Origin of the sequence: Streptomyces sp. NPDC015131 (assembly GCF_043079975.1) — a bacterium.
In the GTDB taxonomy this organism is placed as follows: Bacteria; Actinomycetota; Actinomycetes; order Streptomycetales; family Streptomycetaceae; genus Streptomyces.
The window spans coordinates 164675-189087 of record NZ_JBIBVB010000003.1 but is presented as its reverse complement, the minus strand read 5'-3'; the positions used below and the strand labels follow the sequence as shown (position 1 = coordinate 189087).

At 70.8% G+C, this 24413-nt stretch carries 27 protein-coding genes; 21 read left to right on the top strand and 6 right to left on the bottom strand.

Annotated elements, in window-relative coordinates; all coding sequences use genetic code 11:
• Window positions 1-134 precede the first annotated feature (134 nt).
• From rpmE to ACF08D_RS12150, 17 genes are all read left to right on the top strand, one after another.
• Window positions 135-359, top strand: a complete 225-nt coding sequence (gene rpmE / locus ACF08D_RS12230) for a 50S ribosomal protein L31 (protein ID WP_392222521.1) — start codon at window positions 135-137, stop codon at window positions 357-359.
• A 103-nt stretch (window positions 360-462) separates the two neighbouring features.
• The gene (gene prfA / locus ACF08D_RS12225; RefSeq protein ID WP_392222520.1) at window positions 463-1542 is read left to right on the top strand and encodes a peptide chain release factor 1; all 1080 of its coding nucleotides are present in this window, start codon (window positions 463-465) and stop codon (window positions 1540-1542) included.
• A gap of 33 nt (window positions 1543-1575) precedes the next feature.
• Entirely contained in the window at window positions 1576-2457 is an 882-nt protein-coding gene (prmC, locus tag ACF08D_RS12220; RefSeq protein ID WP_392222519.1) for a peptide chain release factor N(5)-glutamine methyltransferase, read from the top strand.
• 28 nt (window positions 2458-2485) lie between these two features.
• Window positions 2486-3133 carry an L-threonylcarbamoyladenylate synthase gene (locus tag ACF08D_RS12215; RefSeq protein ID WP_392222518.1) on the top strand — a complete coding sequence of 216 codons (648 nt, stop codon included), beginning with the start codon at window positions 2486-2488 and terminating at the stop codon, window positions 3131-3133.
• Window positions 3130-3768, top strand: coding sequence for a protein-tyrosine-phosphatase (locus ACF08D_RS12210; protein WP_392222517.1), 639 nt, complete (start codon window positions 3130-3132; stop codon window positions 3766-3768). Before ACF08D_RS12215 ends, ACF08D_RS12210 begins: the two co-directional genes overlap by 4 nt.
• Window positions 3769-3980: 212 nt before the next feature.
• A complete protein-coding gene (locus ACF08D_RS12205) occupies window positions 3981-5324 on the top strand; it encodes an MraY family glycosyltransferase (protein WP_392222516.1) in 1344 nt (447 codons plus the stop codon).
• Window positions 5325-5587: 263 nt separating this feature from the next.
• A complete protein-coding gene (locus ACF08D_RS12200; protein WP_392222515.1) occupies window positions 5588-6025 on the top strand; it encodes a hypothetical protein in 438 nt (145 codons plus the stop codon).
• Between the two features lie 225 nt (window positions 6026-6250).
• The gene (atpB, locus tag ACF08D_RS12195; RefSeq protein WP_392222514.1) at window positions 6251-7063 is read left to right on the top strand and encodes a F0F1 ATP synthase subunit A; all 813 of its coding nucleotides are present in this window, start codon (window positions 6251-6253) and stop codon (window positions 7061-7063) included.
• Between the two features lie 79 nt (window positions 7064-7142).
• Entirely contained in the window at window positions 7143-7385 is a 243-nt protein-coding gene (gene atpE, locus ACF08D_RS12190; RefSeq protein ID WP_392222513.1) for an ATP synthase F0 subunit C, read from the top strand.
• A 41-nt stretch (window positions 7386-7426) separates the two neighbouring features.
• Window positions 7427-7969 (top strand): F0F1 ATP synthase subunit B, encoded by a 543-nt coding sequence (locus ACF08D_RS12185; RefSeq protein WP_392222512.1) that lies wholly within the window; start codon window positions 7427-7429, stop codon window positions 7967-7969.
• Window positions 7966-8781, top strand: coding sequence for a F0F1 ATP synthase subunit delta (locus ACF08D_RS12180; RefSeq protein ID WP_392222511.1), 816 nt, complete (start codon window positions 7966-7968; stop codon window positions 8779-8781). Before ACF08D_RS12185 ends, ACF08D_RS12180 begins: the two co-directional genes overlap by 4 nt.
• Before the next feature lie 157 nt (window positions 8782-8938).
• A complete protein-coding gene (atpA, locus tag ACF08D_RS12175; protein ID WP_392222510.1) occupies window positions 8939-10537 on the top strand; it encodes a F0F1 ATP synthase subunit alpha in 1599 nt (532 codons plus the stop codon).
• 20 nt (window positions 10538-10557) lie between these two features.
• Window positions 10558-11475, top strand: a complete 918-nt coding sequence (locus tag ACF08D_RS12170) for a F0F1 ATP synthase subunit gamma (protein ID WP_392222509.1) — start codon at window positions 10558-10560, stop codon at window positions 11473-11475.
• Window positions 11475-12929: a F0F1 ATP synthase subunit beta gene (atpD, locus tag ACF08D_RS12165; protein WP_392222508.1), complete on the top strand. Its 1455-nt coding sequence runs from the start codon at window positions 11475-11477 to the stop codon at window positions 12927-12929. The genes ACF08D_RS12170 and atpD overlap by 1 nt, the downstream gene beginning before the upstream one ends.
• A gap of 153 nt (window positions 12930-13082) precedes the next feature.
• A complete protein-coding gene (locus ACF08D_RS12160; RefSeq protein WP_392222507.1) occupies window positions 13083-13457 on the top strand; it encodes a F0F1 ATP synthase subunit epsilon in 375 nt (124 codons plus the stop codon).
• 127 nt (window positions 13458-13584) lie between these two features.
• On the top strand, window positions 13585-14031 hold the full coding sequence (locus ACF08D_RS12155; RefSeq protein WP_392222506.1) for a DUF2550 domain-containing protein: 447 nt from the start codon (window positions 13585-13587) through the stop codon (window positions 14029-14031).
• A complete protein-coding gene (locus ACF08D_RS12150) occupies window positions 14028-14789 on the top strand; it encodes a 4'-phosphopantetheinyl transferase family protein (protein WP_392222505.1) in 762 nt (253 codons plus the stop codon). Before ACF08D_RS12155 ends, ACF08D_RS12150 begins: the two co-directional genes overlap by 4 nt.
• Before the next feature lie 3 nt (window positions 14790-14792).
• Here ACF08D_RS12150 and ACF08D_RS12145 read toward each other — a convergent pair whose 3' ends face one another.
• The 3 genes from ACF08D_RS12145 to ACF08D_RS12135 all read right to left on the bottom strand — a co-directional run bounded on the left by ACF08D_RS12145 (window position 14793) and on the right by ACF08D_RS12135 (window position 18743).
• Entirely contained in the window at window positions 14793-16652 is a 1860-nt protein-coding gene (locus ACF08D_RS12145; RefSeq protein WP_392222504.1) for a glycosyl hydrolase family 18 protein, read from the bottom strand.
• A 148-nt stretch (window positions 16653-16800) separates the two neighbouring features.
• Entirely contained in the window at window positions 16801-17466 is a 666-nt protein-coding gene (locus tag ACF08D_RS12140) for a response regulator (protein ID WP_392222503.1), read from the bottom strand.
• The gene (locus ACF08D_RS12135; RefSeq protein ID WP_392222502.1) at window positions 17463-18743 is read right to left on the bottom strand and encodes a sensor histidine kinase; all 1281 of its coding nucleotides are present in this window, start codon (window positions 18741-18743) and stop codon (window positions 17463-17465) included. Before ACF08D_RS12135 ends, ACF08D_RS12140 begins: the two co-directional genes overlap by 4 nt.
• Before the next feature lie 161 nt (window positions 18744-18904).
• Between ACF08D_RS12135 and ACF08D_RS12130 the strand changes: the two genes are divergently transcribed.
• Complete coding sequence (locus tag ACF08D_RS12130; RefSeq protein ID WP_392222501.1) at window positions 18905-19483, top strand: hypothetical protein; 579 nt, start codon at window positions 18905-18907, stop codon at window positions 19481-19483.
• A gap of 428 nt (window positions 19484-19911) precedes the next feature.
• Here ACF08D_RS12130 and ACF08D_RS12125 read toward each other — a convergent pair whose 3' ends face one another.
• The 3 genes from ACF08D_RS12125 to ACF08D_RS12115 are packed head-to-tail and all read right to left on the bottom strand — an operon-like array spanning window position 19912 to window position 22040.
• Complete coding sequence (locus tag ACF08D_RS12125; RefSeq protein WP_392222500.1) at window positions 19912-20484, bottom strand: cob(I)yrinic acid a,c-diamide adenosyltransferase; 573 nt, start codon at window positions 20482-20484, stop codon at window positions 19912-19914.
• Window positions 20485-20488: 4 nt separating this feature from the next.
• Window positions 20489-21247, bottom strand: a complete 759-nt coding sequence (locus ACF08D_RS12120) for an ABC transporter permease (RefSeq protein WP_392222499.1) — start codon at window positions 21245-21247, stop codon at window positions 20489-20491.
• Window positions 21248-21257: 10 nt separating this feature from the next.
• Window positions 21258-22040 (bottom strand): ABC transporter ATP-binding protein, encoded by a 783-nt coding sequence (locus ACF08D_RS12115; protein WP_392222498.1) that lies wholly within the window; start codon window positions 22038-22040, stop codon window positions 21258-21260.
• Window positions 22041-22119: 79 nt separating this feature from the next.
• On the opposite strand from ACF08D_RS12115, the gene ACF08D_RS12110 reads away from it, so the two are divergent.
• The 3 genes from ACF08D_RS12110 to ACF08D_RS12100 all read left to right on the top strand — a co-directional run bounded on the left by ACF08D_RS12110 (window position 22120) and on the right by ACF08D_RS12100 (window position 24192).
• A complete protein-coding gene (locus ACF08D_RS12110) occupies window positions 22120-22758 on the top strand; it encodes a TetR/AcrR family transcriptional regulator (RefSeq protein ID WP_392222497.1) in 639 nt (212 codons plus the stop codon).
• Between the two features lie 108 nt (window positions 22759-22866).
• Entirely contained in the window at window positions 22867-23715 is an 849-nt protein-coding gene (locus tag ACF08D_RS12105; protein WP_392222496.1) for a 3-hydroxyacyl-CoA dehydrogenase family protein, read from the top strand.
• Window positions 23716-23868: 153 nt separating this feature from the next.
• Window positions 23869-24192 (top strand): STAS domain-containing protein, encoded by a 324-nt coding sequence (locus tag ACF08D_RS12100; RefSeq protein WP_031073773.1) that lies wholly within the window; start codon window positions 23869-23871, stop codon window positions 24190-24192.
• The last annotated feature ends 221 nt before the right edge of the window (window positions 24193-24413 follow it).

Here is a 24413-nt window from a genome sequence, read left to right as displayed (position 1 = left end):
CCCGGAATAGATTCAGCCACCCCCCGGTTTTGGGAGATACGGCCGGTCCTGGCAGACTGGTACGTCGGCCCCGGTTCACGCACGCGTATCCCGCCCGTGCGACCCGGCGCCCTCCCGGAACCTAGGAGAATCCCTTGAAGCGCGACATCCACCCCCAGTACGTCGAGACGCAGGTCAGCTGCACCTGTGGCGCGTCGTTCACCACCCGCAGCACGATCGACGGCGGCGCCATCCGTGCCGAGGTCTGCTCCGAGTGCCACCCGTTCTACACGGGCAAGCAGAAGATCCTCGACACCGGTGGCCGCGTGGCCCGCTTCGAGGCCCGCTTCGGCAAGAAGGCTGCCGGCTCCGCCAAGTAGCGAGCCACTGCGCCGGTCTCCGGCCGTCCCGTCCGCGGGATGGCCGGGACCGGCGCTTTGCCGTCTTCCACAGCAGCCCTTTCGCGAACCCAGGAGCCCGGAGATGTTCGAGGCGGTCGAGGAACTGATCGGCGAGCACGCCGATCTCGAGAAGAAGCTTGCCGACCCGTCGGTCCACAGCGACCAGGCCAACGCCCGCAAGCTGAACAAGCGCTACGCCGAGCTGACCCCGATCGTCGCCACGTACCGCTCCTGGAAGCAGACCGGCGACGACATCGAGACGGCCCGCGAGTTCGCCGCCTCCGACCCCGACTTCGCCGCCGAGGTCAAGGAGCTGGAGAAGCAGCGCGAGGAGCTGACCGACAGGCTGCGGCTGCTGCTCGTCCCCCGCGACCCCAGCGACGACAAGGACGTCATCCTGGAGATCAAGGCGGGCGCGGGCGGCGACGAGTCCGCCCTGTTCGCCGGCGACCTGCTGCGGATGTACCTGCGCTACGCCGAGCGCATCGGCTGGAAGACCGAGATCATCGACGCCACCGAGTCCGAGCTGGGCGGCTACAAGGACGTCCAGGTCGCCGTGAAGACCAAGGGCGGCCAGGGCGCCACCGAGCCCGGCCAGGGCGTCTGGGCCCGGCTCAAGTACGAGGGCGGTGTGCACCGGGTGCAGCGCGTGCCCGCCACCGAGTCCCAGGGCCGTATCCACACCTCCGCCGCCGGCGTCCTGGTGACGCCCGAGGCCGAGGAGATCGACGTCGAGATCCACGCCAACGACCTGCGCGTGGACGTCTACCGGTCCTCCGGCCCCGGCGGCCAGTCGGTCAACACCACCGACTCCGCCGTGCGCATCACCCACCTGCCGACCGGCATCGTCGCCTCCTGCCAGAACGAGAAGAGCCAGCTCCAGAACAAGGAGCAGGCCCTGCGCATCCTGCGCTCCCGGCTGCTGGCCGCCGCGCAGGAGGAGGCGGAGAAGAACGCCGCCGACGCGCGCCGCAGCCAGGTGCGCACCGTCGACCGGTCCGAGAAGATCCGGACGTACAACTTCCCGGAGAACCGCATCTCGGACCACCGCGTCGGCTTCAAGGCGTACAACCTGGACCAGGTGCTCGACGGGGAGCTCGACGCGGTGATCCAGGCGTGTGTCGACGCCGACTCCGCCGCCAAGCTCGCCGCCGCCCAGTAACCACCCGCCACCAGCCCATCCCGGAGGACCAGCGTGCAGCAACATTTTGGGGGGCGACCCCCAAGCCCCCGCAGTGTGCTGCTTGCCGAGGTGGCTCAGGCCACCCAGCGGCTGGCCGACGCCGGCGTGCCCTCCCCGCGCTTCGACGCCGAGGAGCTCGCCGCGTACGTGCACGGCTGCAAGCGGGGAGAGCTGCACCACGTCAAGGACGCGGACTTCGACGCCCGCTACTGGGAGGCCGTCGCCCGCCGCGAGGCCCGCGAGCCGCTCCAGCACATCACCGGCCGGGCGTTCTTCCGCTACCTGGAGCTCCAGGTCGGCCCCGGTGTCTTCGTGCCCCGCCCCGAGACCGAGTCGGTCGTCGGCTGGGCCATAGACGCCGTACGCGCCATGGACGTCGTCGAGCCGCTCATCGTCGACCTGTGCTCCGGCTCCGGCGCCATCGCGCTCGCCATGGCCCAGGAGGTGCCGCGCTCCCGTGTGCACGCCGTGGAGCTGTCCGAGGACGCCCTGGTGTGGACGCGGAAGAACGCCGAGGGGTCGAGGGTCACCGTCCACCGGGGCGACGCCCTGACGGCCCTCCCCGAGCTCGACGGCCAGGTCGACCTGGTGATCTCCAACCCCCCGTACATCCCGCTCACCGAGTGGGAGTACGTCGCGCCCGAGGCCCGCGACCACGACCCGGAGATGGCGCTCTTCTCCGGCGAGGACGGCCTCGACACCATCCGCGGCATCGAACGCACCGCCCACCGGCTGCTGCGCCCCGGCGGCCTCGTCGTCGTCGAGCACGCCGACACCCAGGGCGGCCAGGTGCCGTGGATCTTCAACGAGGAGGCCGGCTGGGCGGACGCCGCCGACCACCCCGACCTGAACAACCGCCCCCGCTTCGCGACCGCGCGCAAGGCGATGCCGTGACGAAGCACGTGTACGAGGAGGCCCGCTAATGGCTCGGCGATACGACTGCAACGACGCGACCGACCGCACGACCGGCCTGCGCGAGGCAGCGTCCGCCGTCCGCCGCGGCGAACTCGTCGTGCTGCCCACCGACACGGTGTACGGCATCGGCGCGGACGCCTTCAGCGCGGAGGCCGTCGCGGACCTGCTGGAGGCCAAGGGGCGCGGCCGCAACATGCCCACGCCCGTCCTGATCGGCTCCCCGAACACCCTGCACGGGCTCGTCACGGACTTCTCCGAGCAGGCGTGGGAGCTGGTCGACGCCTTCTGGCCCGGCGCCCTGACGCTGGTCGCCCGGCACCAGCCGTCCCTCCAGTGGGACCTCGGCGACACCCGCGGCACCGTCGCCATCCGGATGCCGCTGCACCCGGTCGCCATCGAGCTGCTCACCGAGGTCGGCCCGATGGCCGTGTCATCGGCGAACCTCACCGGCCACCCGTCGCCCGAGGACTGCGACGCCGCCCAGGGCATGCTCGGCGACTCGGTGTCCGTGTACCTGGACGGTGGGCCGACGCCGGGCATCGTCCCGTCGTCGATCGTCGACGTCACCGGCGAGGTCCCGGTGCTGCTGCGCGCGGGTGCCCTGTCGGTCGAGGAGCTGCGCAAGGTGGTACCCGACCTCGAGGTGGCCAATTGACCGCCCCTGAGGGGCGTGGCATAGGCACGGACCACTCGTTCCGCATCCTCCACGTCAGCACCGGCAACGTCTGCCGCTCGCCCATCACCGAGCGGCTGACGCGGCATGCCCTGTGCGACCGCCTGGGCGACCCGATGGGCGGCGGCCTGATCGTGGAGAGCGCCGGCACCTGGGGGCACGAGGGCGCCCCCATGGAGGCCAACGCCGAGATCGTGCTCGCCGACTTCGGCGCGGACGCGACCGGCTTCGTCGGCCGCGAGCTGCTCGACGAGCACGTCATCCGGGCCGACCTGGTGCTGACGGCGACCCGCGACCACCGGGCCCAGGTCATCTCGATGGGCCACTCGGCGGGGCTGCGCACCTTCACGCTGAAGGAGTTCACCCGGCTCGTACGGGCGATAGATCCGGCCACGCTGCCGGACCCCCTCAGCGACGGCATGGTCGAACGCGCCCGCGCCCTGGTCCGCGCCGCCGCCGCCCTGCGCGGCTGGCTGCTGGCCCCCAGCGCGGAGGCGGACGAGGTCAACGACCCGTACGGCGCGCCGATCACGTTCTTCCGCTCCATCGGCGACGAGATCCAGCAGGCGCTGGACCCGGTGGTCACGGCCCTGACGGGCGTCCCGACCCGGCGCTGAGCAACGGGCGTCCCGACCCGGCGCTGACCGGCTGCCGCCCCGGGGCGGGAAGGTTCGGGCTGGGGTACGTGAACCGGCCGACCGATTTCCACCGTATCGAGGGGAGAAAGAGCCCCGTGCAACCGTCCGCGCGCCCCTGGTGTCCTCAACCATGGGGGCGGCGCGACTAGGGTGTGGGGCTGAGATGGCCAGCGATTCCTGTGGGGCAGCCCGTGCGTGATTACCTGCTGACGCTCTGTGTCACGGCCGCGGTGACCTATCTGCTGACCGGTCCGGTGCGGAAGTTCGCCATCGCGGCCGGCGCGATGCCGGAGATCCGCGCCCGGGACGTGCACCGAGAACCGACGCCGCGGCTCGGCGGCATCGCCATGTTCTTCGGGCTGTGCGCGGGGCTGCTGGTCGCGGACCACCTGGCCAACCTCAACAGCGTCTTCGAGCTGTCCAACGAGCCCCGCGCGCTGCTGTCCGGCGCGGCCCTGATCTGGCTGATCGGGGTGCTGGACGACAAGTTCGAGATCGACGCCCTTATCAAGCTGGGCGGCCAGATGATCGCCGCGGGCGTGATGGTCATGCAGGGTCTGACGATCCTGTGGCTGCCGATCCCCGGTGTCGGCACGGTCGCGCTCACCCAGTGGCAGGGCACCCTGCTGACGGTGGCCCTGGTGGTCATCACCATCAACGCGGTGAACTTCGTCGACGGTCTGGACGGGCTGGCGGCGGGCATGGTGTGCATCGCCGCCGCCGCGTTCTTCCTGTACGCGTACCGCATCTGGTACGGCTACGCCATCGAGGCCGCCGCCCCGGCGACGCTGTTCGCGGTGATCCTGATGGGCATGTGCCTGGGCTTCCTGCCGCACAACATGCACCCGGCGCGGATCTTCATGGGGGACTCCGGCTCGATGCTGATCGGCCTGGTGCTGGCCGCCTCCGCGATCTCCATCACCGGCCAGGTCGACCCGGACGCGCTGAGGATCTTCGAGGGGTCGACCCGTCAGGCCACGCACGCGGCGCTGCCGGTCTTCATCCCGCTGCTGCTGCCGCTGACCATCATCGCGATCCCGGTGGCGGACCTGGTGCTGGCGATCGTCCGCCGCACCTGGAACGGCCAGTCGCCGTTCGCGGCCGACCGCGGGCACCTGCACCACCGGCTGCTGGAGATCGGCCACTCGCACAGCCGGGCGGTGCTGATCATGTACTTCTGGTCGGCGCTCATCGCGTTCGGCACCCTGGCGTACTCGGTGCACTCGGCGTCCATGTGGATCGTGCTGGTGATCGTGGCGCTGAGCGCCATCGGGCTGGTGCTCCTGCTGCTGCCGCGCTTCACCCCGCGCGCCCCGCGCTGGGCGGAGTCCTTCGTGCCGCCCCGCTACCGCCGCCGGGCGGCCCGGCCGGCGGCCGCGGAGCCGACACCGGGGGCGCCGTCCGCGGCGCCCGGGGAGGACGGGGAGGACGGCGCCGGGGAGCGCGTCCCCGTCCCGGCGGGGGTCAACGGGGCGACCGCGCTCAGTGCCCTTCCCGAGCTCCACGACCGGCGGAAGGCCGGAACGCGAGGTTGACGAAAGCCTCAGGCGCGGCCCTTAGCAGACAAACCGACGCGCTGTCCTGCACACACGCGCGGGGTCACTCTCATGTGTGAGAGTCAGCACACGTTCGGGTAAAGACCTCATCAAATAGTTTGTGATACGGTTCACGAGACCCGGCGACAGAGCCGGAGAGCCGTAGTGCGACGGTTTTCCGGACACCGAGAGCACGCCTCGGACCGGGCCTACGCTCGTCCATGACGACACCACTGCCCCCACCAGCAAGCGGAGATGCCGCCATGCCGTCCAACGACGCACGCACCCTCCTGTACGCCGCCGTACCCACCCTCGCCACCGGCGCTGTCGCCACCGTGGTGAGCGGCGTGGTCGCAGGCGGGGCGGGGGCGGTCGGCGCCGTCGTCGGCACCCTGGTGGTCGTCCTCTTCATGGGGATCGGGCTCGTGGTGCTCCAGCGGACCGCCAAGTCACTGCCCCAGCTGTTCCAGGCCATGGGGCTGATGCTCTACATGGCCCAGCTGCTGGTGCTGTTCATGTTCATGGCCATGTTGAAGAACACCACGCTGTTCGACTTCAAGGCCTTCGCCTTCACGCTGCTCGCGGCGACCATCGTCTGGGTCGCGGCCCAGGCCCGCGCCTACATGAAGGCCAGGATCCTCTACGTGGACCCCGCTTCCGAAAAGGGCTCGAAGCCCGAGAAGACGGGGCCGTCGGCATGAGGAGTAGGGCCGGGATAAACGCGCGTTCTCGTTGCTGCTATCGTCCGGTGCCAACTGCGGCACTGCGGGCGCGGCCCTCCGAGCCGGCGCCCGTCCCAGCGCGAGGCTCGACGCCGAACCGCCGCCCCCCCATCCGTAAGACCAGTCCAGTGCCGACCCGCGGCTGCGTGCCGCGCCGACACAACGAGGTTGCCGTACCTATGCGCCACGCTGAAGGAGCCCGCGGTGAGTGCTGACCAGACGCTTGCCTTCGACCCGAGCTGTCACCTCTTCATCGAGGGATGTGGCTTCCCGGCACCGGGCCTCCACTCGTTCATGTTCGAGCCGATCGCCACCGTGGCCGGCCTCGAGGTCACGAAGCCGATGCTGTTGGCGTTCCTGGGCTCGATCCTGATCGTTGCCTTCTTCTGGGCCGCCTTCGCCAAGCCGAAGCTGGTCCCCGGGAAGGTCCAGATGGTCGGTGAGGCGGGGTACGACTTCGTCCGCCGCGGCATCGTCTACGAGATCATCGGCAAGAAGGACGGCGAGAAGTACGTCCCCTTCATGGTGTCGCTGTTCTTCTTCGTGTGGATCATGAACCTCTGGTCGATCATCCCGCTCGCCCAGTTCCCGGTCACCTCGCTGATCGCCTTCCCGGCCGGTCTCGCCCTGATCGTCTACGTCCTGTGGGTCGGCCTGACCTTCAAGAAGCACGGCTTCGTGGGCGGCTGGAAGAACATCCTCGGCTACGACAAGAGCCTCGGCCCGATCCTGCCGATGGTCATGGTGCTGGAGGCCCTCTCCAACCTGATCATCCGGCCCTTCACGCACGCGGTCCGGCTCTTCGCGAACATGTTCGCCGGCCACATGCTGCTCGTGATGTTCACGCTGGCCACCTGGTACCTCATGAACGGCCTCGGCTTCGTCTACGCCGGCGCGTCCTTCGTGATGGTCCTCGTGATGACCGCCTTCGAGCTCTTCATCCAGGCCGTCCAGGCGTACGTCTTCGTCCTCCTGGCCTGCAGCTACGTACAGGGCGCGCTCTCCGAGCACCACTGAGCCAGCCCCTCCCCTCAAGACCCCCAGTCATCCGGTGGCCAACCCCCACCGGGTCATTGAAAGAGAAGGAAGATCCGGCATGTCCGCTCTCCAGACCCTCGCCGCCGAGAACACCGTCTCCGGCAACGTCAACGCTGTCGCCTACGGTCTCGCGGCCATCGGCCCCGGCATCGGCGTCGGCATCATCTTCGGTAACGGCACCCAGGCCCTCGCCCGCCAGCCCGAGGCGGCCGGTCTGATCCGTACCAACCAGATCATGGGTTTCGCCTTCTGTGAGGCGCTCGCCCTCATCGGCATCGTCATGGGCTTCGTCTTCCAGTAAGCCGGACCGACAGCCCAACCCCTTTCACGGAAGGCACTGATGTGAACGCTCTGCTTCTTGCGGCGGCGGAGGAGCAGCCTCCTATCGTCCCGCATCTCGACGAGCTGGTCATCGGCCTGATCGCCTTCGCCATCGTCTTCGGCTTCCTCGCCAAGAAGCTCCTCCCGAACATCAACAAGGTTCTGGAGCAGCGCCGCGAGGCCATCGAGGGCGGTATCGAGGAGGCCGAGGCGGCCAAGATCGAAGCCCAGAGTGTGCTGGAGCAGTACAAGGCCCAGCTCGCCGAGGCCCGCCACGAGGCCGCGCGGCTGCGTCAGGAGGCGCAGGAGCAGGGCACCGCGATCATCCAGGAGATGAAGGCGGAAGGCCAGCGCCAGCGCGAGGAGATCATCGCGGCCGGCCACGCCCAGATCGAGGCCGACCGCAAGGCCGCGGCGACCGCGCTGCGCCAGGACGTGGGCAAGCTCGCCACCGACCTGGCCGGCAAGCTGGTCGGCGAGTCCCTCGAGGACCACGCCCGCCAGAGCCGCACCATCGACCGCTTCCTCGACGAGCTCGAGGAGAAGGCCGAGGCCGCCCGATGAACGGAGCGAGCCGCGAGGCACTGGCCGCCGCGCGCGAGCGTCTCGACACGCTGACCGACAACACGTCGGTCGACGTGACGAAGCTCGCGGGCGACCTGGCCGCCGTCACCGCGCTGCTCGACCGCGAGGTGTCGCTGCGTCGGGTCCTGACCGACCCGGCGCAGGCCGGCGAGGCCAAGGCCGAGCTGGCCGCGCGACTGCTGAGCGGTCAGGTGGGCGGGGAAGCCGTCGACCTGGTCTCCGGCATGGTCCGGTCCCGCTGGTCGGCCTCGCGTGACCTCGTCGACTCCCTGGAGGAGCTGGCGAACACCGCGGACCTCACCGCGGCGCAGCAGTCCGGCGCGCTGGACGACGTCGAGGACGAGCTGTTCCGCTTCGGCCGCATCGTCACGTCGAGCACCGAGCTGCGGGCCGCGCTGACCGACAAGGGCGCCACCGCGTCCGCCAAGGGCGAGCTGCTGCGCAGCCTGCTCGGCGGCAGGGCCGCCCCGGCCACCGAGCGGCTGATCACCCGGCTGGTCACCCAGCCGCGGGGACGTAGCCTGGAAGCGGGACTCGAGTCCCTGTCCAAGCTCGCCGCGGCGCGCCGGGACCGGATGGTCGCGGTCGTCACCTCGGCGGTACCGCTGAGCGACCAGCAGAAGCAGCGCCTCGGCGGTGTGCTGGCCAGGCTCTACGGCCGCCAGATGCACCTGAACCTGGACGTGGACCCCACGGTCCTCGGCGGGATCTCGGTGCGGGTCGGCGACGAGGTCGTCAACGGCACCGTTGCCAGCCGTCTCGACGAGGCGGCCCGGCGACTGGCCGGCTGACCAGCAGCACCACAACAACAAGCGTCACCTACGGCCCGGTTGGGCCGTGCAGAGAATGCAGAAGTTCTGGGGGCCCGCGGCACACGCCGCACCGGGCAGCACAGCCCCAGATCCCCCAAAGAAACTTCGGGCCCAACAAGGAGAGCAGGGAACCCAGATGGCGGAGCTCACGATCCGGCCGGAGGAGATCCGGGACGCGCTGGAGAACTTTGTCCAGTCGTACAAGCCGGACGCGGCCTCGCGCGAGGAGGTCGGTACGGTCAGCCTCGCCGGCGACGGCATCGCGAAGGTCGAGGGTCTGCCCTCGACCATGGCGAACGAGCTGCTGAAGTTCGAGGACGGCACCCTCGGTCTCGCCCTCAACCTCGAGGAGCGCGAGATCGGTGCCATTGTCCTCGGTGAGTTCAGCGGCATCGAGGAGGGCCAGCCGGTCACCCGCACCGGCGAGGTCCTGTCCGTCGCGGTCGGTGAGGGCTACCTGGGCCGGGTCGTCGACCCGCTCGGCAACCCGATCGACGGTCTCGGCGAGATCGCGACCGAGGGCCGCCGCGCCCTCGAACTGCAGGCACCCACGGTCATGCAGCGCAAGTCGGTGCACGAGCCGATGGAGACCGGCTACAAGGCCGTCGACGCCATGACCCCGATCGGCCGCGGCCAGCGTCAGCTGATCATCGGCGACCGCCAGACCGGCAAGACCGCCCTGGCCGTCGACACGATCATCAACCAGCGCGACAACTGGCGCTCGGGCGACGTGAACAAGCAGGTCCGCTGCATCTACGTCGCCATCGGCCAGAAGGGCTCCACCATCGCGTCCGTGCGCGGCGCGCTGGAGGAGGCCGGTGCCCTGGAGTACACGACCATCGTCGCCGCCCCGGCGTCCGACCCGGCCGGCTTCAAGTACCTGGCGCCCTACACCGGCTCCGCCATCGGCCAGCACTGGATGTACCAGGGCAAGCACGTCCTGATCATCTTCGACGACCTGTCGAAGCAGGCCGACGCCTACCGTGCCGTCTCCCTGCTGCTGCGCCGCCCGCCGGGCCGCGAGGCCTACCCGGGTGACGTCTTCTACCTGCACTCCCGCCTGCTGGAGCGCTGCGCCAAGCTCTCCGACGACATGGGTGCCGGTTCGATGACCGGTCTGCCGATCGTCGAGACCAAGGCCAACGACGTCTCGGCGTTCATCCCGACCAACGTCATCTCCATCACCGACGGCCAGTGCTTCCTGGAGTCCGACCTGTTCAACGCCGGCCAGCGTCCGGCCCTGAACGTCGGTATCTCGGTCTCCCGAGTCGGTGGCTCCGCCCAGCACAAGGCGATGCGCCAGGTCTCCGGCCGTCTCCGCGTGGACCTCGCCCAGTTCCGTGAGCTGGAGGCGTTCGCCGCCTTCGGTTCCGACCTGGACGCCGCGTCGAAGGCGTCGCTGGAGCGCGGCAAGCGCATGGTCGAGCTGCTGAAGCAGCCGCAGTACCAGCCGATGGCCACCGAGAACCAGGTCGTCTCCGTCTGGGCCGGCACCACCGGCAAGATGGACGACGTCCCGGTCGGCGACATCCGCCGCTTCGAGACCGAGCTGCTGGACTTCCTGCACCGGGAGCACAAGCCGCTGATGACCTCGATCCGCGAGGGCGCGAAGATGTCGGACGACACTCTCACCGCCGTCGCCGACGCCATCGCCGCGTTCAAGAAGCAGTTCGAGACCTCGGACGGGAAGCTGCTGGCCGAGGACGCCCCGGCCGCCGCCAACGTCTCGAAGTGACGACGGAAGGGACCTGACTCATGGGAGCGCAGCTCCGGGTCTACAAGCGTCGCATCAAATCCGTCACGGCGACCAAGAAGATCACCAAGGCGATGGAGATGATCGCCGCCTCGCGCATCGTCAAGGCGCAGCGCAAGGTGGCGGCCTCCACGCCGTACGCGACCGAGCTCACCCGCGCGGTCACCGCGGTGGCCACCGGGTCGAACACCAAGCACCCGCTGACCACCGAGACGGACAACCCGACCCGGGCCGCCGTCCTGCTCATCACGAGCGACCGCGGTCTGGCCGGCGGCTACTCGTCCAACGCCATCAAGGCCGCGGACCAGCTCACCGAGCGGCTGCGCGGCGAGGGCAAGGAGGTCGACACGTACATCGTCGGCCGCAAGGGTGTCGCCTACTACGGCTTCCGCGAGCGCAAGGTCGCGGAGTCGTGGACCGGCTTCACCGACAGCCCGAGCTACGCGGACGCCAAGAGGGTCGCCGCTCCGCTCATCGAGGCCGTCACCACGGAGACGGCCGAGGGCGGGGTCGACGAGCTGCACATCGTCTTCACGGAGTTCGTGTCGATGATGACGCAGACGCCCACGCAGAACCGGATGCTCCCGCTCAGCCTGGAGAAGGCGGCGGAGGAGACGGGGACGAAGGGCGAGATCCTTCCGCTGTTCGACTTCGAGCCGTCGGCCGAGGACGTCCTCGACGCCCTGCTGCCGCGGTACGTCGAGAGCCGTGTCTACAACGCGCTGCTTCAGGCCGCCGCTTCCGAGCACGCCGCCCGGCGCCGTGCGATGAAGTCGGCGACCGACAACGCCGGAGACCTGATCAACAGCCTCTCCCGGCTTGCCAACGCGGCCCGCCAGGCCGAAATCACCCAGGAAATCAGCGAGATCGTCGGTGGCGCGAGCGCCCTCGCCGACGCGACCGCGGGGAGTGACAAGTAATGACCACCACTGTTGAGCCGACCGCTCCTGCTGGCGTGGCCACTGGCCGCGTCGCGCGGGTCATCGGCCCGGTCGTCGACGTGGAGTTCCCCGTCGACGCGATGCCGGAGATCTACAACGCGCTGCACGTCGAGGTCGCCGACCCGGCCGAGGACGGCAAGAAGAAGACGCTGACCCTGGAGGTCGCCCAGCACCTGGGTGACGGCCTGGTCCGCACCATCTCGATGCAGCCCACCGACGGCCTGGTCCGCCAGGCCCCGGTGACCGACACGGGCAACGGCATCACCGTCCCGGTCGGCGACTTCACCAAGGGCAAGGTGTTCAACACCCTCGGTGAGGTGCTGAACGTCCCCGAGGAGAACGCCAACGTCGGTGAGCGCTGGCCGATCCACCGCAAGGCCCCCGACTTCGACCAGCTCGAGTCCAAGACCGAGATGTTCGAGACCGGCCTGAAGGTCGTCGACCTTCTCACCCCGTACGTCAAGGGTGGAAAGATCGGTCTGTTCGGTGGTGCCGGTGTCGGCAAGACCGTGCTGATCCAGGAAATGATCATGCGTGTCGCCAACCTCCACGAGGGCGTCTCCGTCTTCGCGGGCGTCGGCGAGCGCACCCGTGAGGGCAACGACCTCATCGCGGAGATGGAAGAGTCCGGCGTTCTGGACAAGACCGCCCTGGTCTTCGGCCAGATGGACGAGCCCCCGGGCACCCGTCTGCGCGTCGCCCTGGCCGGTCTGACCATGGCGGAGTACTTCCGCGATGTGCAGAAGCAGGACGTGCTCTTCTTCATCGACAACATCTTCCGGTTCACCCAGGCCGGCTCCGAGGTGTCCACCCTGCTCGGCCGTATGCCGTCCGCGGTGGGTTACCAGCCGAACCTGGCGGACGAGATGGGTCTCCTCCAGGAGCGCATCACCTCGACCCGCGGTCACTCGATCACCTCGATGCAGGCGATCTACGTCCCCGCGGACGACCTGACCGACCCGGCCCCGGCCACCACCTTCGCCCACCTCGACGCGACGACGGTTCTCTCCCGTCCGATCTCGGAGAAGGGCATCTACCCGGCCGTGGACCCGCTGGACTCCACGTCCCGGATCCTGGACCCGCGCTACATCTCCGAGGACCACTACGCCGCGGCGACCCGCGTCAAGGGGATCCTCCAGAAGTACAAGGACCTCCAGGACATCATCGCGATCCTCGGTATCGACGAGCTGGGCGAGGAGGACAAGCTCGTTGTCCACCGTGCCCGTCGCGTCGAGCGCTTCCTGTCCCAGAACACCCACGCCGCCAAGCAGTTCACCGGCGTGGACGGCTCGGACGTGCCGCTCGACGAGTCGATCGCCGCGTTCAACGCGATCTGCGACGGTGAGTACGACCACTTCCCCGAGCAGGCGTTCTTCATGTGCGGTGGTCTTGAGGACCTCAAGAACAACGCCAAGGAGCTCGGCGTCTCCTGAGTCCCAGGACTCGTGAAAGGGGGCGGGTCGCGTCCCGCCCCCTTTCGTACGCCTCCGTTCTACCCAGGGGCCCGGCGTTCCGGCGCCGGGCACCCCACTAGACTTATGACCCAACACCCGGCACACGCCGGGTGGTGACCCGAGGAGCCACCCTTGGCTGCTGAGCTGCACGTCGAGCTGGTCGCCGCGGACCGGAGTGTCTGGTCCGGCGAGGCCACCCTGGTCATCGCGCGCACCACGTCCGGCGACATCGGCGTCATGCCCGGCCACCAGCCGCTGCTCGGTGTGCTGGAGTCGGGCCCGGTGACCATCCGTACGAGTGAGGGCGGGACCGTCGTCGCCGCCGTCCACGGCGGTTTCATCACCTTCGCGGACAACAAGCTGTCGCTGCTCGCCGAGATCGCCGAGCTCGCCGACGAGATCGACCCCCAGCGCGCCGAGCGTGCGCTGGAGCGCGCGAAGGCCGAGTCGGACGCCGCCGCCGAGCGGCGCGCCGGTGTCCGGCTGCGCGCGGTGGCGGTGCGCTAGCACTGCCATCGACAGATGTGCCCTCAGCCGCGGCCGGTCTGGAATCATCCAGACCGTGCCGCGGCTGAGGTCGATGCAGGTGCACGTGGTATTCGGTTGAACGAACGATGCGAGGAGGTCGGTGGAGATGTTCCTCGCTCTGCTTGTCAGCGCACTGGTCGTCGCACTGGTGGTGATCGGGCTGTTCGTGTTCGGACTGCGCCGGCGGCTGATCCAGCGCTCCGGCGGCACCTTCGACTGCAGCCTCCGCTGGAACGTCCCCGACGACGGCGACGTCTCCGGCAAGGGCTGGGTGTACGGCGTCGCCCGCTACAGCGGTGACCGCGTCGGCTGGTTCCGCGTCTTCTCCTACGCCCCCCGCCCGCGCCGCGTCCTGGAGCGCGCCGGCATCGAGGTGCTGGCCCGCCGGATGCCCGAGGGCGAGGAGGAGCTGGCGCTGCTCTCCGACTCGGTGGTGCTGGGCTGCCTGCACCACGGCCGCCGGGTGGAGCTGGCCATGAGCGAGGACGCGCTCACCGGCTTCCTCGCCTGGCTGGAGGCCGCGCCTCCCGGGCAGAGGGTCAACGTGGCGTGAGCGTCGCCATACCCCGGGTGGGGGAGGGGGAGTGCCACGTCTGGTTCGCCGACGCCGTACGCGTACCCGTGCCGGCGCTGTCGGCGCTGCTCGACGACCGTGAGCGGGCCCGGCACGACGCCTTCGTACGGGACCGGGACCGTGCCCTGTATCTGACCGCGCACGCACTGCTGCGCCAGGCCGTCGCCGCGCAGCTCGGGACCGGTGCGGGCGAGGTGCGGTTCACCCTGGAGTGCCGGCACTGCGACCGGCCGGAGCCGCACGGGAAGCCCGCGGTCGCCGGGTCGGCCCTGGAGGTCTCGCTGTCGCACTCGGGCGACCGGGTGGCGGTCGCGGTGTCGCTCGCCGGGCCGGTGGGCGTGGACCTGGAGGAGGCCGCCGGCGACGGCCGGGCGGCGGAGCTGGCGCCGGTGGTGCTGTCCGCGGCGGAGCGCACCGCGCTGGAGGCGCTGCCGGTGGGGGAGCGGGCGGCCGGGTTCACCCGCTACTGGGCGCGGAAGGAAGCGGTGCTGAAGGCCACCGGGGACGGGCTGATGGTGGAGCCCGCCCGGCTGACGGTGAGCGCCCCGGACGCCCCGGCGGCGCTGCTGGCCTGGGAGAAGCGGGAGGAGCCGCACCTTCCGGTGCGGCTCCAGGACGTCGACGCGGGTGCCGGCTACCGGGCAGCGGTCGCCGTACTCGGTGACGCGTGCCGCGTGGTGCGGCACGAGGTGGGGTACGACGGGGACGGCACGCTGTACCGCCCCCGCCCTCGGTGACCGTTACTTCAGGCCGTTGCTGATCGCGCCGACCAGCTCGCCGTTCGCGGTGTCACCGCTGAACTCCCAGAAGAACGCGCCGCCCAGGCCCTGATTCTTCGCCCAGGCCATCTTGGACGTGACCGTCGCCGGGGTGTCGTAGCTCCACCAGTTGGTGCCGCAGTGCGCGTACGCCGTGCCGGCGATCGTGCCGTTGGCGGGGCAGGAGTTCTTCAGGACCTTGTAGTCCTCGATGCCCTGCTCGTAGGTGCCCTGCGCCGGACCCGTGGCGGTGCCGCCCGGCTCCTTCTGCGTGACGCCGGTCCAGCCGCGGCCGTAGAAGCCGATGCCGAGGAGCAGCTTCTCGGCCGGGACGCCCTTCGCCTTGAACTTGGCGATCGCCTCGGCGGAGTTGAAGCCCGCCTGCGGGATGCCCGGGTACGAGGTCAGCGGGGAGTGCGGGGCCGTCGGACCCTTCGCCGCCCAGGCGCCGAAGAAGTCGTACGTCATCACGTTCAGCCAGTCGTAGTACGGCGCGGCGCCCGCGTAGTCGGCGGCGTCGATCTTGCCGCCGGCGGAGGCGTCGGCCGTGACGGCCGCGGTGACCAGGTTGTTGGCGCCGAACTTGGCCCGCATGGCCTGCATCATGGTCTTGAAGGACGCCGGGCCGCTGGTGTCGCAGGTGAGACCGCAGGCGTTGGGGTACTCCCAGTCCAGGTCGATGCCGTCGAAGACGTCGGCCCAGCGCGGGTCCTCGACCAGGTCGTAGCAGGACTGGGCGAAGGCGGCCGGGTTCTGCACGGCCTGCCCGAAGCCGCCGGACCAGGTCCAGCCGCCGAACGACCACAGCACCTTGATGTGCGGGTACTGCGCCTTCAGCTTGCGCAGCTGGTTGAAGTTGCCGCGCAGCGGCTGGTCCCAGGTGTCGGCCTTGCCGTCGACGGACTGGTCGGCGGTGTACGCCTTGTCGTAGTCGGCGTAGGCGTCACCGATGGTGCACTTGCCGTTCTGGACGTTGCCGAAGGCGTAGTTGATGTGCGTGATCTTCTGCGCGGAGCCGGAGGTCACCAGGTTCTTGACGTGGTAGTTGCGCCCGTAGACGCCCCAGTTGGTGAAGTAACCCAGGTTGACCTTGCTGCCGGGGCCGGGGCCCGGGCCGGGGTCGGTGCCGCCGCCGGTGGTGCGGACGGCGACGGAGCCGCTGGCCGGGCCGGTCTGGTCGGCGGTGTCGCGCGCCTGCACGCTGTACGAGTAGTCGGTCCCGGCGGTCAGCTGGGAGTCCGTGTACGTCAGGCCGGTGACCGTGGCGACCTTCGCCCCGTCGCGCAGCACGTCGTAGTTCTTGACGCCCTTGTCGTCGGTTGCGGCCGTCCAGGTCAGCTTCACCGAGGTGTCGGTGATGCCCGAGGCGGCCGGTTTGCCGGGAGCGGTGGGCGGGGTGTCCCCGGGGACGCTGCCGCCGTCGCAGGAGCCGCCGTTGAGCTTGCACCCGCTCGGGCTGCCGGGCCCGGAGCCGTTGAAGCCGAAGGAGACGGAGGCGCCGGGGGCTATGGTCCCGTTCCAGCCGACGTTCTTGGCGGTCCAGTGGTCGCCGTTGTTGGTGACGGTGGCGTCCCAGGCGGAGGTGACCTTGGTACCGGCGGGGAAGTCCCACTCGACGGTCCAGGAGGACAGCGCGGTGGTGCCGGTGTTCTTGACCGTCCAGGAGCCGCCGAAGCCGGAGCCCCAGTCGGAGGTCTTGGTGAAGGTGGCGGTCGCCGAGGTCGCGGCCTGGGCGGGGGAGGCGAGGCCGACCATGGCGGCCAGCGGCAGCAGAAGGGCGGTCAGTCCGGCCGTGGCTCTGGCCCTGAACCTGGTTCTGCGCGGGAGTGCGTGTGTGCTCAACGGTGCTCCTCGTGTTGCGGACGGAGGAAGTGGGGGTCGTCGTCCGTGAGTCCGTGAATCGCGTATTCCGAGAAAAGGTGCGCGCCGAGAGCGTAAGAAGGTCTGGACCAATCGTCAATAGGTCCAGACCATAGGTGGGGCGGTTCGTTCAGACGCCCAACTCCTGCGCCAGCACCGCCGCTTGCACCCTGCTGCGCAGCTCCAGCTTCCCCAGCAGACGGCTGACGTGCGTCTTCACCGTCGCCTCCGCCATGTCGAGCCGTACCGCGACCTCCGCGTTCGACAACCCCTGCCCCAGGCACGACAGCACCTCGCGCTCCCGCCGGGTCAGCACCTCCAGCACCGAGGGATCGGGCGCGTCCGCCGCGCGCACCGGCCGCGCGGGCGACGCGAACTCCGCGATCAGCCGGCGCGTCACGGCCGGGGCGATCAGCCCCTCACCGCGCGCCACCGTCCGCACCGCCTCGACCAGGTCCCGGGCGTCCGTGTTCTTCAGCAGGAACCCCGCCGCCCCGGCGCGCAGCGACCCGAACACGTACTCGTCCAGATCGAACGTCGTCAGCACCAGGACGTCGGCGAGCCCCTCCCCGACCACCTGCCGGGTCGCCGACACCCCGTCCAGCCGCGGCATCTGCACATCCATCAGCACCACGTCCGGCCGCAGGTCCCGGGCCAGCCGCACCGCCTCCTCGCCGTCCGCCGCCTCGCCCACCACCTCGACGCCGGGCGCGCTGCGCAGGATCAGCACCAGCCCGGCCCGGACCGCGGCCTGGTCCTCGGCCACGAGCACGCGCACGGGGAGGTTCTCAGTCATGCCGACGGCTCCTTGTCGTCCTCCGCCACGGGCAGCTCCGCCCGTACCCGCCAGATCTTCCCCGGCCCGCCCGGCGGCCCCGGGACCGGACCCGCCTCGAACACCCCGCCCAGCAGCGCCACCCGCTCCCGCATCCCCACCAGCCCCGCCCCCGAGCCCGGCGCCCGCGGTCCCGGCCGCTCCCCGAACGGGCTGGTCACCTCCACGGTGAGGCCCATGCTCTTGTTCCCGCCCTCGCCCCCGGCCGACCGCAGCACCACGGTGACCTCGCCCGGGTCCGCGTGCTTCAGCGTGTTCGTCAGCGACTCCTGCACGATCCGGTACGCGGCCAGCTCCACCGGCGCCGGAACCGCGGCGGGCCCGGCACCCGGCGCCCCCTGCGCCCCCGGTCGCGCTGCCTCCGGCGCCCGCTCGTCGGCCAGCCGGAACGTCAGACCGCTCGCCCCGCCGTTCACCTCCGCCTGGCGCACCAGGGCGTCCAGGCCGTCGAGCGTCGGCGCCGGGGCCGGCTCGTCGTGCCCGCCCGAGTCCCGCAGCAGGCCGATCAGCCGGCGCATCTCGGCCAGCCCCTCCACGCTGTTCTCCCGGATCACGCCCAGCGCGTCCCGCGACGTCTTCGGATCGTCCAGCGACAGCGCGGCCGTCGAGTGGATGGCGATCGCCGACAGATGGTTCGCCACCATGTCGTGCAGCTCCCGCGCCATCCGGGACCGCTCCGCGGTCACCGCCTCCCGCCGGTCCATCTCCGCCAGCAGCGCCGTCTGCTCCGCCCGCAGCCGAGCCGTGTCGGCCGCCTCGCGGTGGCTGCGCACCACCACCCCGGAGACCGCCGGCAGAAACGTGATCAGCGCCGTGACCACGCCGATCAGCAGCGCCTCCGGAGTGCGGAACCACGCCAGGAACCCGAGCGTCACCGCGATCGTGATCATCCCGGTGGTCACCGGGATCCGGCGCGCCGAGGCCGGCGGCCCGTACACCACCGCGGCGTACACCAGGTCGGCGAACATCACCACCGTCATGAGGCTGCCCCGGGTGAACTGGTCCGCCACCACCGCGAGCGTGCCGACCACCAGCGCCGTACGCGGCATGCTCCGGCGCACCAGCGCCAGCGCGGTCACCACGAACAGCGGGACCAGCACCGCCGGCCCCTCCACCGGCACCGGGACGCTCGTCCCCCGCGAGTGCAGCCCGAACGACCACAGCAGCAGGCCGCAGGCCAGGCCGGCGGCGGCGATCAGCACGTCGTCGCGGTGCACCAGGGGGCGGGGGAGGCTCACACGTCCATCCAACACGGTGCGGCGCGCCCGGACGTCCCCGTACGGGCGGAACGGCGCGGCCACGGCACTACATCGAACGATGCAGTGCCGATTCGTCACCCGCGACGACGCCGCGGCGCGCGGGCGCCGGGAGCCTGGAGGGGTACCGAAAGGAGAGTGCCGTGGTCGTCGCGCTCATCGTGATCTGTGAGGTGGGGTTCTGGGTGCTGCTGGCCGCCGGCCTCGCCACCCGCTACCTGCTGAGAATGCCCCGGACCGGGGCGGCGCTGCTGCTGTGCGAGCCGCTGCTGGAGGTCGTCCTGCTCGTCGTCACCGCGATGGACCTGAAGAACGGTGCCGAACCGAGCTGGCGGCACGGGCTGGCCGCGCTGTACATCGGCTACACCGTGGGCCACGGCCACCGCACGGTGAAGTGGCTCGACGGCCACGCCGCGCACCGCCTCGGCGGCGGGCCGCGCCCGGTGCCGCCGCCCCGCTACGGCATGCCCCGCGCCCGGTACGAGGCCCGCCTCTGGCTGGGCACGCTGCTGGGAGCGGCGGTCGCCACGGGGCTGCTGTGGCTGGCGATCCTGTACGTGGGCGACCCGGGCCGGACGGGGTCGCTGGAGAGCTGGATGCACGTGGCGTGGCGGACGGCGGGGATTCACGGGGTCGTCGCGGCGACGTACGCGATCTGGCCCCGCCGGGCCCCGGCGCCGCCCCCCGCGGACCGCACCCCGATCCGCGTGGACCGCCCCTGAACGGCGGGCTGCCCCCCACCGGCCCGCAGTAGGCGACGCACCGGCATAGGGCCGCGCCCCTCCCCCACCGTCCCGCAGTCGGCGACGCGCCGGGGTGGGGCCGTGCAGGGTCGCCCCCGCAGCGGTTGGCGGCGTCGCACGGTCACCCGACCGGGCGGGTGACCCGCCGACCGCGAGGAGGTGAGCCCGGAGGGGCCCCGCCCCCCACCCACCGGGAGGCACCGCCCCGGGGCGCACCCCCGGAACTAGCACCGCCCCGGGGGCACCCGTTGTGCCCACCCGTCCCGCCCTGCGGGACGATTGCCCACAACGGGTGGGGACGCACCGCACCGGCACCGTTGTGCCCACCCTCCCCCAAGCTCTCGGCTTCGCTCGAGCAGGGGGGACCCCCATCGCCCCAGCGGAACGATTGCCCACAACGCGTGGGGTCAGCGGTCGCCGCCCGGGACCCACAGGACGTCCCCGACCTCCTTGTTCGCCGTGCGCGCCAGGATGAACAGCAGGTCCGACAGGCGGTTCAGGTACGTCGCCGTCAGCGCGTTCATCGACTCGCCGTGCACCTCCAGCGCCGCCCACGTCGAGCGCTCCGCGCGGCGGACGACCGTGCACGCCTGGTGCAGCAGCGCCGCGCCCGGGGTGCCGCCCGGGAGGATGAAGGAGCGCAGCTTCTCCAGCTCCGCGAGGAACCGGTCGCAGTCCTCCTCCAGCTTGTCGACGTACGACTGCTCCACCCGCAGCGGCGGGTGCTTCGGGTCCTCGACCACCGGCGTCGACAGGTCCGCGCCCACGTCGAACAGGTCGTTCTGGACCCGGACGAGGACCTTGACGACCTCGGGGGCGAGGGCGCCCAGCGCGATGGCGGTGCCGATGACCGCGTTGGCCTCGTTGGTGTCGGCGTACGCCGCGATCCGCAGATCCGTCTTGGACGTCCGGCTCATGTCGCCGAGCGCCGTCGTGCCCTTGTCGCCGGTGCGGGTGTAGATGCGCGTCAGATTGACCATGGGGTCACCTTAGTGAGGAGCCCGCCTTCCGGAAGACGCCCGTCCCCACGGTCAGGGCCGCCGCGGCGAAGGCGAGGGCCACCAGGACGCCGTACAGCATGGCCGTACCGGTGTAGTCGCCGACGTATCCCGCGCGGACCGCGTCCACGAGGTACCGGAACGGCATCAGGTGCGAGAGCGCGTCCAGCCACGCGGGCGCCAGGGCCATGGGCAGCAGGAGCCCGGAGAGCAGCATCGACGGCATGCTGACCGCGTTGACGATCGGGCCGAACTCCTGCGGCTTGGACACCTTGAGCGCCAGCGCGTACGAGAGGGACGCCAGCGCCACGGTGAGGGCCGCGACGAACGCGAACCCGACGAGGATGCCGCCCAGCGGCGCGCGCAGGCCCATGACGAGGGCGGCCAGGACCAGGAGGACCGCCTGGACGACGAAGACCGCGGCGTCGCGCAGGACCCGGCCGAGGAGCAGGGCGAGCCGGCTGACCGGGGTGACGCGCAGGCGTTCGACGACGCCCGTCTGGTTCTCGATGATGATCGCGAACCCGGCGAACGAGGCGCCGAAGAGGCCGAGCTGGAGCAGCAGGCCGGGCACGAGGACCTGCCAGGAGTCACCGGTGGCGCCCAGCGGGAGCCCGGTGAGCAGGGGGCCGAAGAACAGCAGGTGCAGCAGGGGCATCAGGACGCCGAAGAGCAGCTGGAAGCGGGAGCGCAGGGTCTGGCGGGCGTAGCGCCCGAAGACCAGCGCGGTGTCGTGGAGCAGCACGGGGTGTCTCCTAGACGGCCACGGGGGCCGGGTCGGTGGGGGCGGGGGCGCGCCCGGTGATGGCGAGGAAGGTGTCCTGGAGGGAGGCGTCGGGCGAGCCGGCGTACCGCTCCTTGAGGGCGGCGGGGGTGCCCTCGGCGGCGACCGTGCCGCGGTCGACGACGACGAGCCGGTCGGAGAGCGCGTCGGCCTCGTCGAGGTAGTGGGTGGTGAGGAACACGGTCGTGCCGTGGGTGTCGCGCAGGCGGCGCACCAGCCGCCACAGCCCGGCGCGGCTCGCGGGGTCGAGGCCGGTGGTCGGCTCGTCCAGGAAGAGGACCTCGGGGCGGTGGGTGAGCCCCATCGCGATGTCCAGGCGCCGCCGCTGGCCGCCGGAGAGCGCTCCGCAGGGGCGGTCGAGCAGCTCGGTGAGGTCGAGGTCGCGGGCCAGTTCGGCGGCGCGGTCGGCGGCGGCGGACCGGGAGAGGCGGTAGAGCCGCCCCTGGGTGACCAGCTCCTCGCGGACGGGGATCGAGGGGTCGGTGCCGCCGGACTGGGCGACGTACCCGATGCGGCGGCGTACGCCGGCGGGGTCGGCGATCAGGTCGCACCCGGCGACGGTGGCGGTGCCGGCGGTGGGCGCGAGGAGCGTGGTGAGCATCCGCAGGGTGGTGGTCTTGCCGGCGCCGTTGGGGCCGAGGAAGCCCAGGATCTCGCCGGCGTCGACGGTCAGGTCGATGGAGCGGACGGCCTCGACGGGGCCGCCTCGGGTGCGGAAGGTGTGGGCCAGTCCGGCCGTGGTGATGAGGGGCATGGCCCCAGAAAAACAGAGTCACTTAATTTTTGCAATGGCTCCAAGTTTTGGGTCGCGCCAGCGAAGGTAGGATCACGCCATGGCGGAGGGACTGAGAGAGCGCAAGAAGCGGCAGACCAGGCAGCACATCTCCGACGTGGCCACCGGCCTGTTCCTGGAGCGCGGCTTCGACACGGTGACGATCGCCGAGATCGCCGCGGCCGCCGACGTCTCCGTCAACACCGTCTACAACTACTTCCCGGCCAAGGAGGACCTGTTCCTCGACCGCGGCGAGGACGTGGTCGACCGGCTCTCCCGGTACGTACGGGGCCGCCGCCCCGGCGAGTCCGCCGCCGACGCGGTGCTGCGCGAACTGCGCGCCGCCGTCGTCGGCCAGTCGCCCGTGATCGGGCTCTTCGCCGGCTGGGCCGACTTCATGCGGGTCATCACCGAGGCGCACGCCCTGCGCTCCCGGCTCTGGGCCATCCAGCAGGAGGCCCTCGCCGACCTCACCGCCACCCTCGCCCAGGAGACCGGGGCGCCCCCCGGCGACCCGATGCCGTCGCTCGTCGCCGGACAGCTCTCCTGGGTGCACAGCACGCTCATGGGCTGGATCGGCACCGAGATGGCCGAGCGCCGCGAGGTCGCCGAGGTGGCCCGGGAGGCGCTCGGACTCCTCGACGAGATGGAGGAACTGATGGGGCGCAAGGTGCTGGAGTACGCGGTCCGGTCCGTGTGATGTCCGTCATCTGAGACGTGACGCGCATCTCTTCGGCGCCACACGGCCCCGCGCGCCCGCTAACCTCCGCGAAGAGCCGATACATAAACGGGTGTTAAGGGGAAGATCGTGGCCAGGAAGCTCGCCGTCATCGGAGCCGGACTCATGGGGTCCGGCATCGCGCAGGTCTCCGCCCAGGCGGGCTGGGACGTCGTCCTGCGCGATGTCACCGACGCCGCCCTGACCCGCGGCACCGACGGCATCAAGGGCTCGTACGACCGGTTCGTCGCCAAGGGCAAGCTGGAAGCCGCCGACGCCGAGGCCGCCCTCGCCCGCATCACCACCACCACCGACATGGACGCCGTCGCCGACGCCGACATCGTCGTCGAGGCCGTCTTCGAGAAGCTCGACGTCAAGCACGACATCTTCCGTACGCTCGACAAGCTCGTCCGCGACGACGCCGTCCTCGCCTCCAACACCTCCGCCATCCCGATCACCAAGATCGCGGCCGTGACGGAGCGCCCCGAGCGCGTCGTCGGCACCCACTTCTTCTCGCCCGTACCGATGATGCAGCTGTGTGAGCTGGTCCGCGGCTACAAGACCAGTGACGAAACCCTCGCCACCGCGCGGGAGTTCGCCGAGTCGGTCGGCAAGACCTGCATCGTCGTCAACCGCGACGTCGCCGGGTTCGTGACGACCCGTCTCATCTCCGCCCTCGTCGTCGAGGCCGCGAAGCTGTACGAATCGGGCGTCGCCTCCGCCGAGGACATCGACATCGCGTGCAAGCTCGGCTTCGGCCACGCCATGGGGCCCCTCGCCACCGCCGACCTCACCGGCGTGGACATCCTGCTCCACGCCACCGGCAACATCTACACCGAGTCCCAGGACGAGAAGTTCGCACCCCCGGAGCTGATGCGCCGGATGGTGGACGCGGGTGACATCGGCCGCAAGAGCGGGCAGGGCTTCTACAAGCACTGAGCCGTCTCGACCCCCTCACCATCACCCCTCGGGGTGAATTCGGTATCGGTTCGCTTACAAGGCGCAACTGGTCCGGCGGTGAGGCAGTCAGTTGTTGCATAGAAGTACGTGACGACGAAAGACGCGAAGACGACGCACTCTCGGGGAGCGCATATGCACATCAGGGGCGACCACGCCGAGCTGGTCGTCGGGGGCCGCCTCGACGTCCGCAGCGCGGCGGACGCCCGTACGGTCCTGCACTCGGCCGTCGACGACGGAGCCGGCGACCTGGTGCTCGACCTGACCGGCCTCGACTCCTGGGACGCCACCGGCCTCGGGGTCATCATGGGCGCCCACCGCAGAGCGGGCCGCTGCGGCCGCCGGCTGGTGCTGCGGGGCGTACCGCCCCAGATGCAGCGCCTGCTGGTGGCCACCCGGCTGCACCGCATCCTCGCCATCGAGGGCGGCATCGCCGCCGAAACGTTGCCCCGGGTGTAACGGTACGGGCTCGGAAAACCGGCCGGGAGCGCCCAATCCTCACAAGACCGTGACGTCTTGGACGCCTGCCACCCCGGCTCTTCATTCATACTGGGCGAACGCCTAGGGTTCGGGTCGCTCGCCGCACGACGGACCCACCCGGCGGGCACCGGACCAGAAGCGACAGCGGGCGTGCGACGAGGCCGGGAGGGGCTTTCCGCGCATCACGCTCTTGGGGGCTT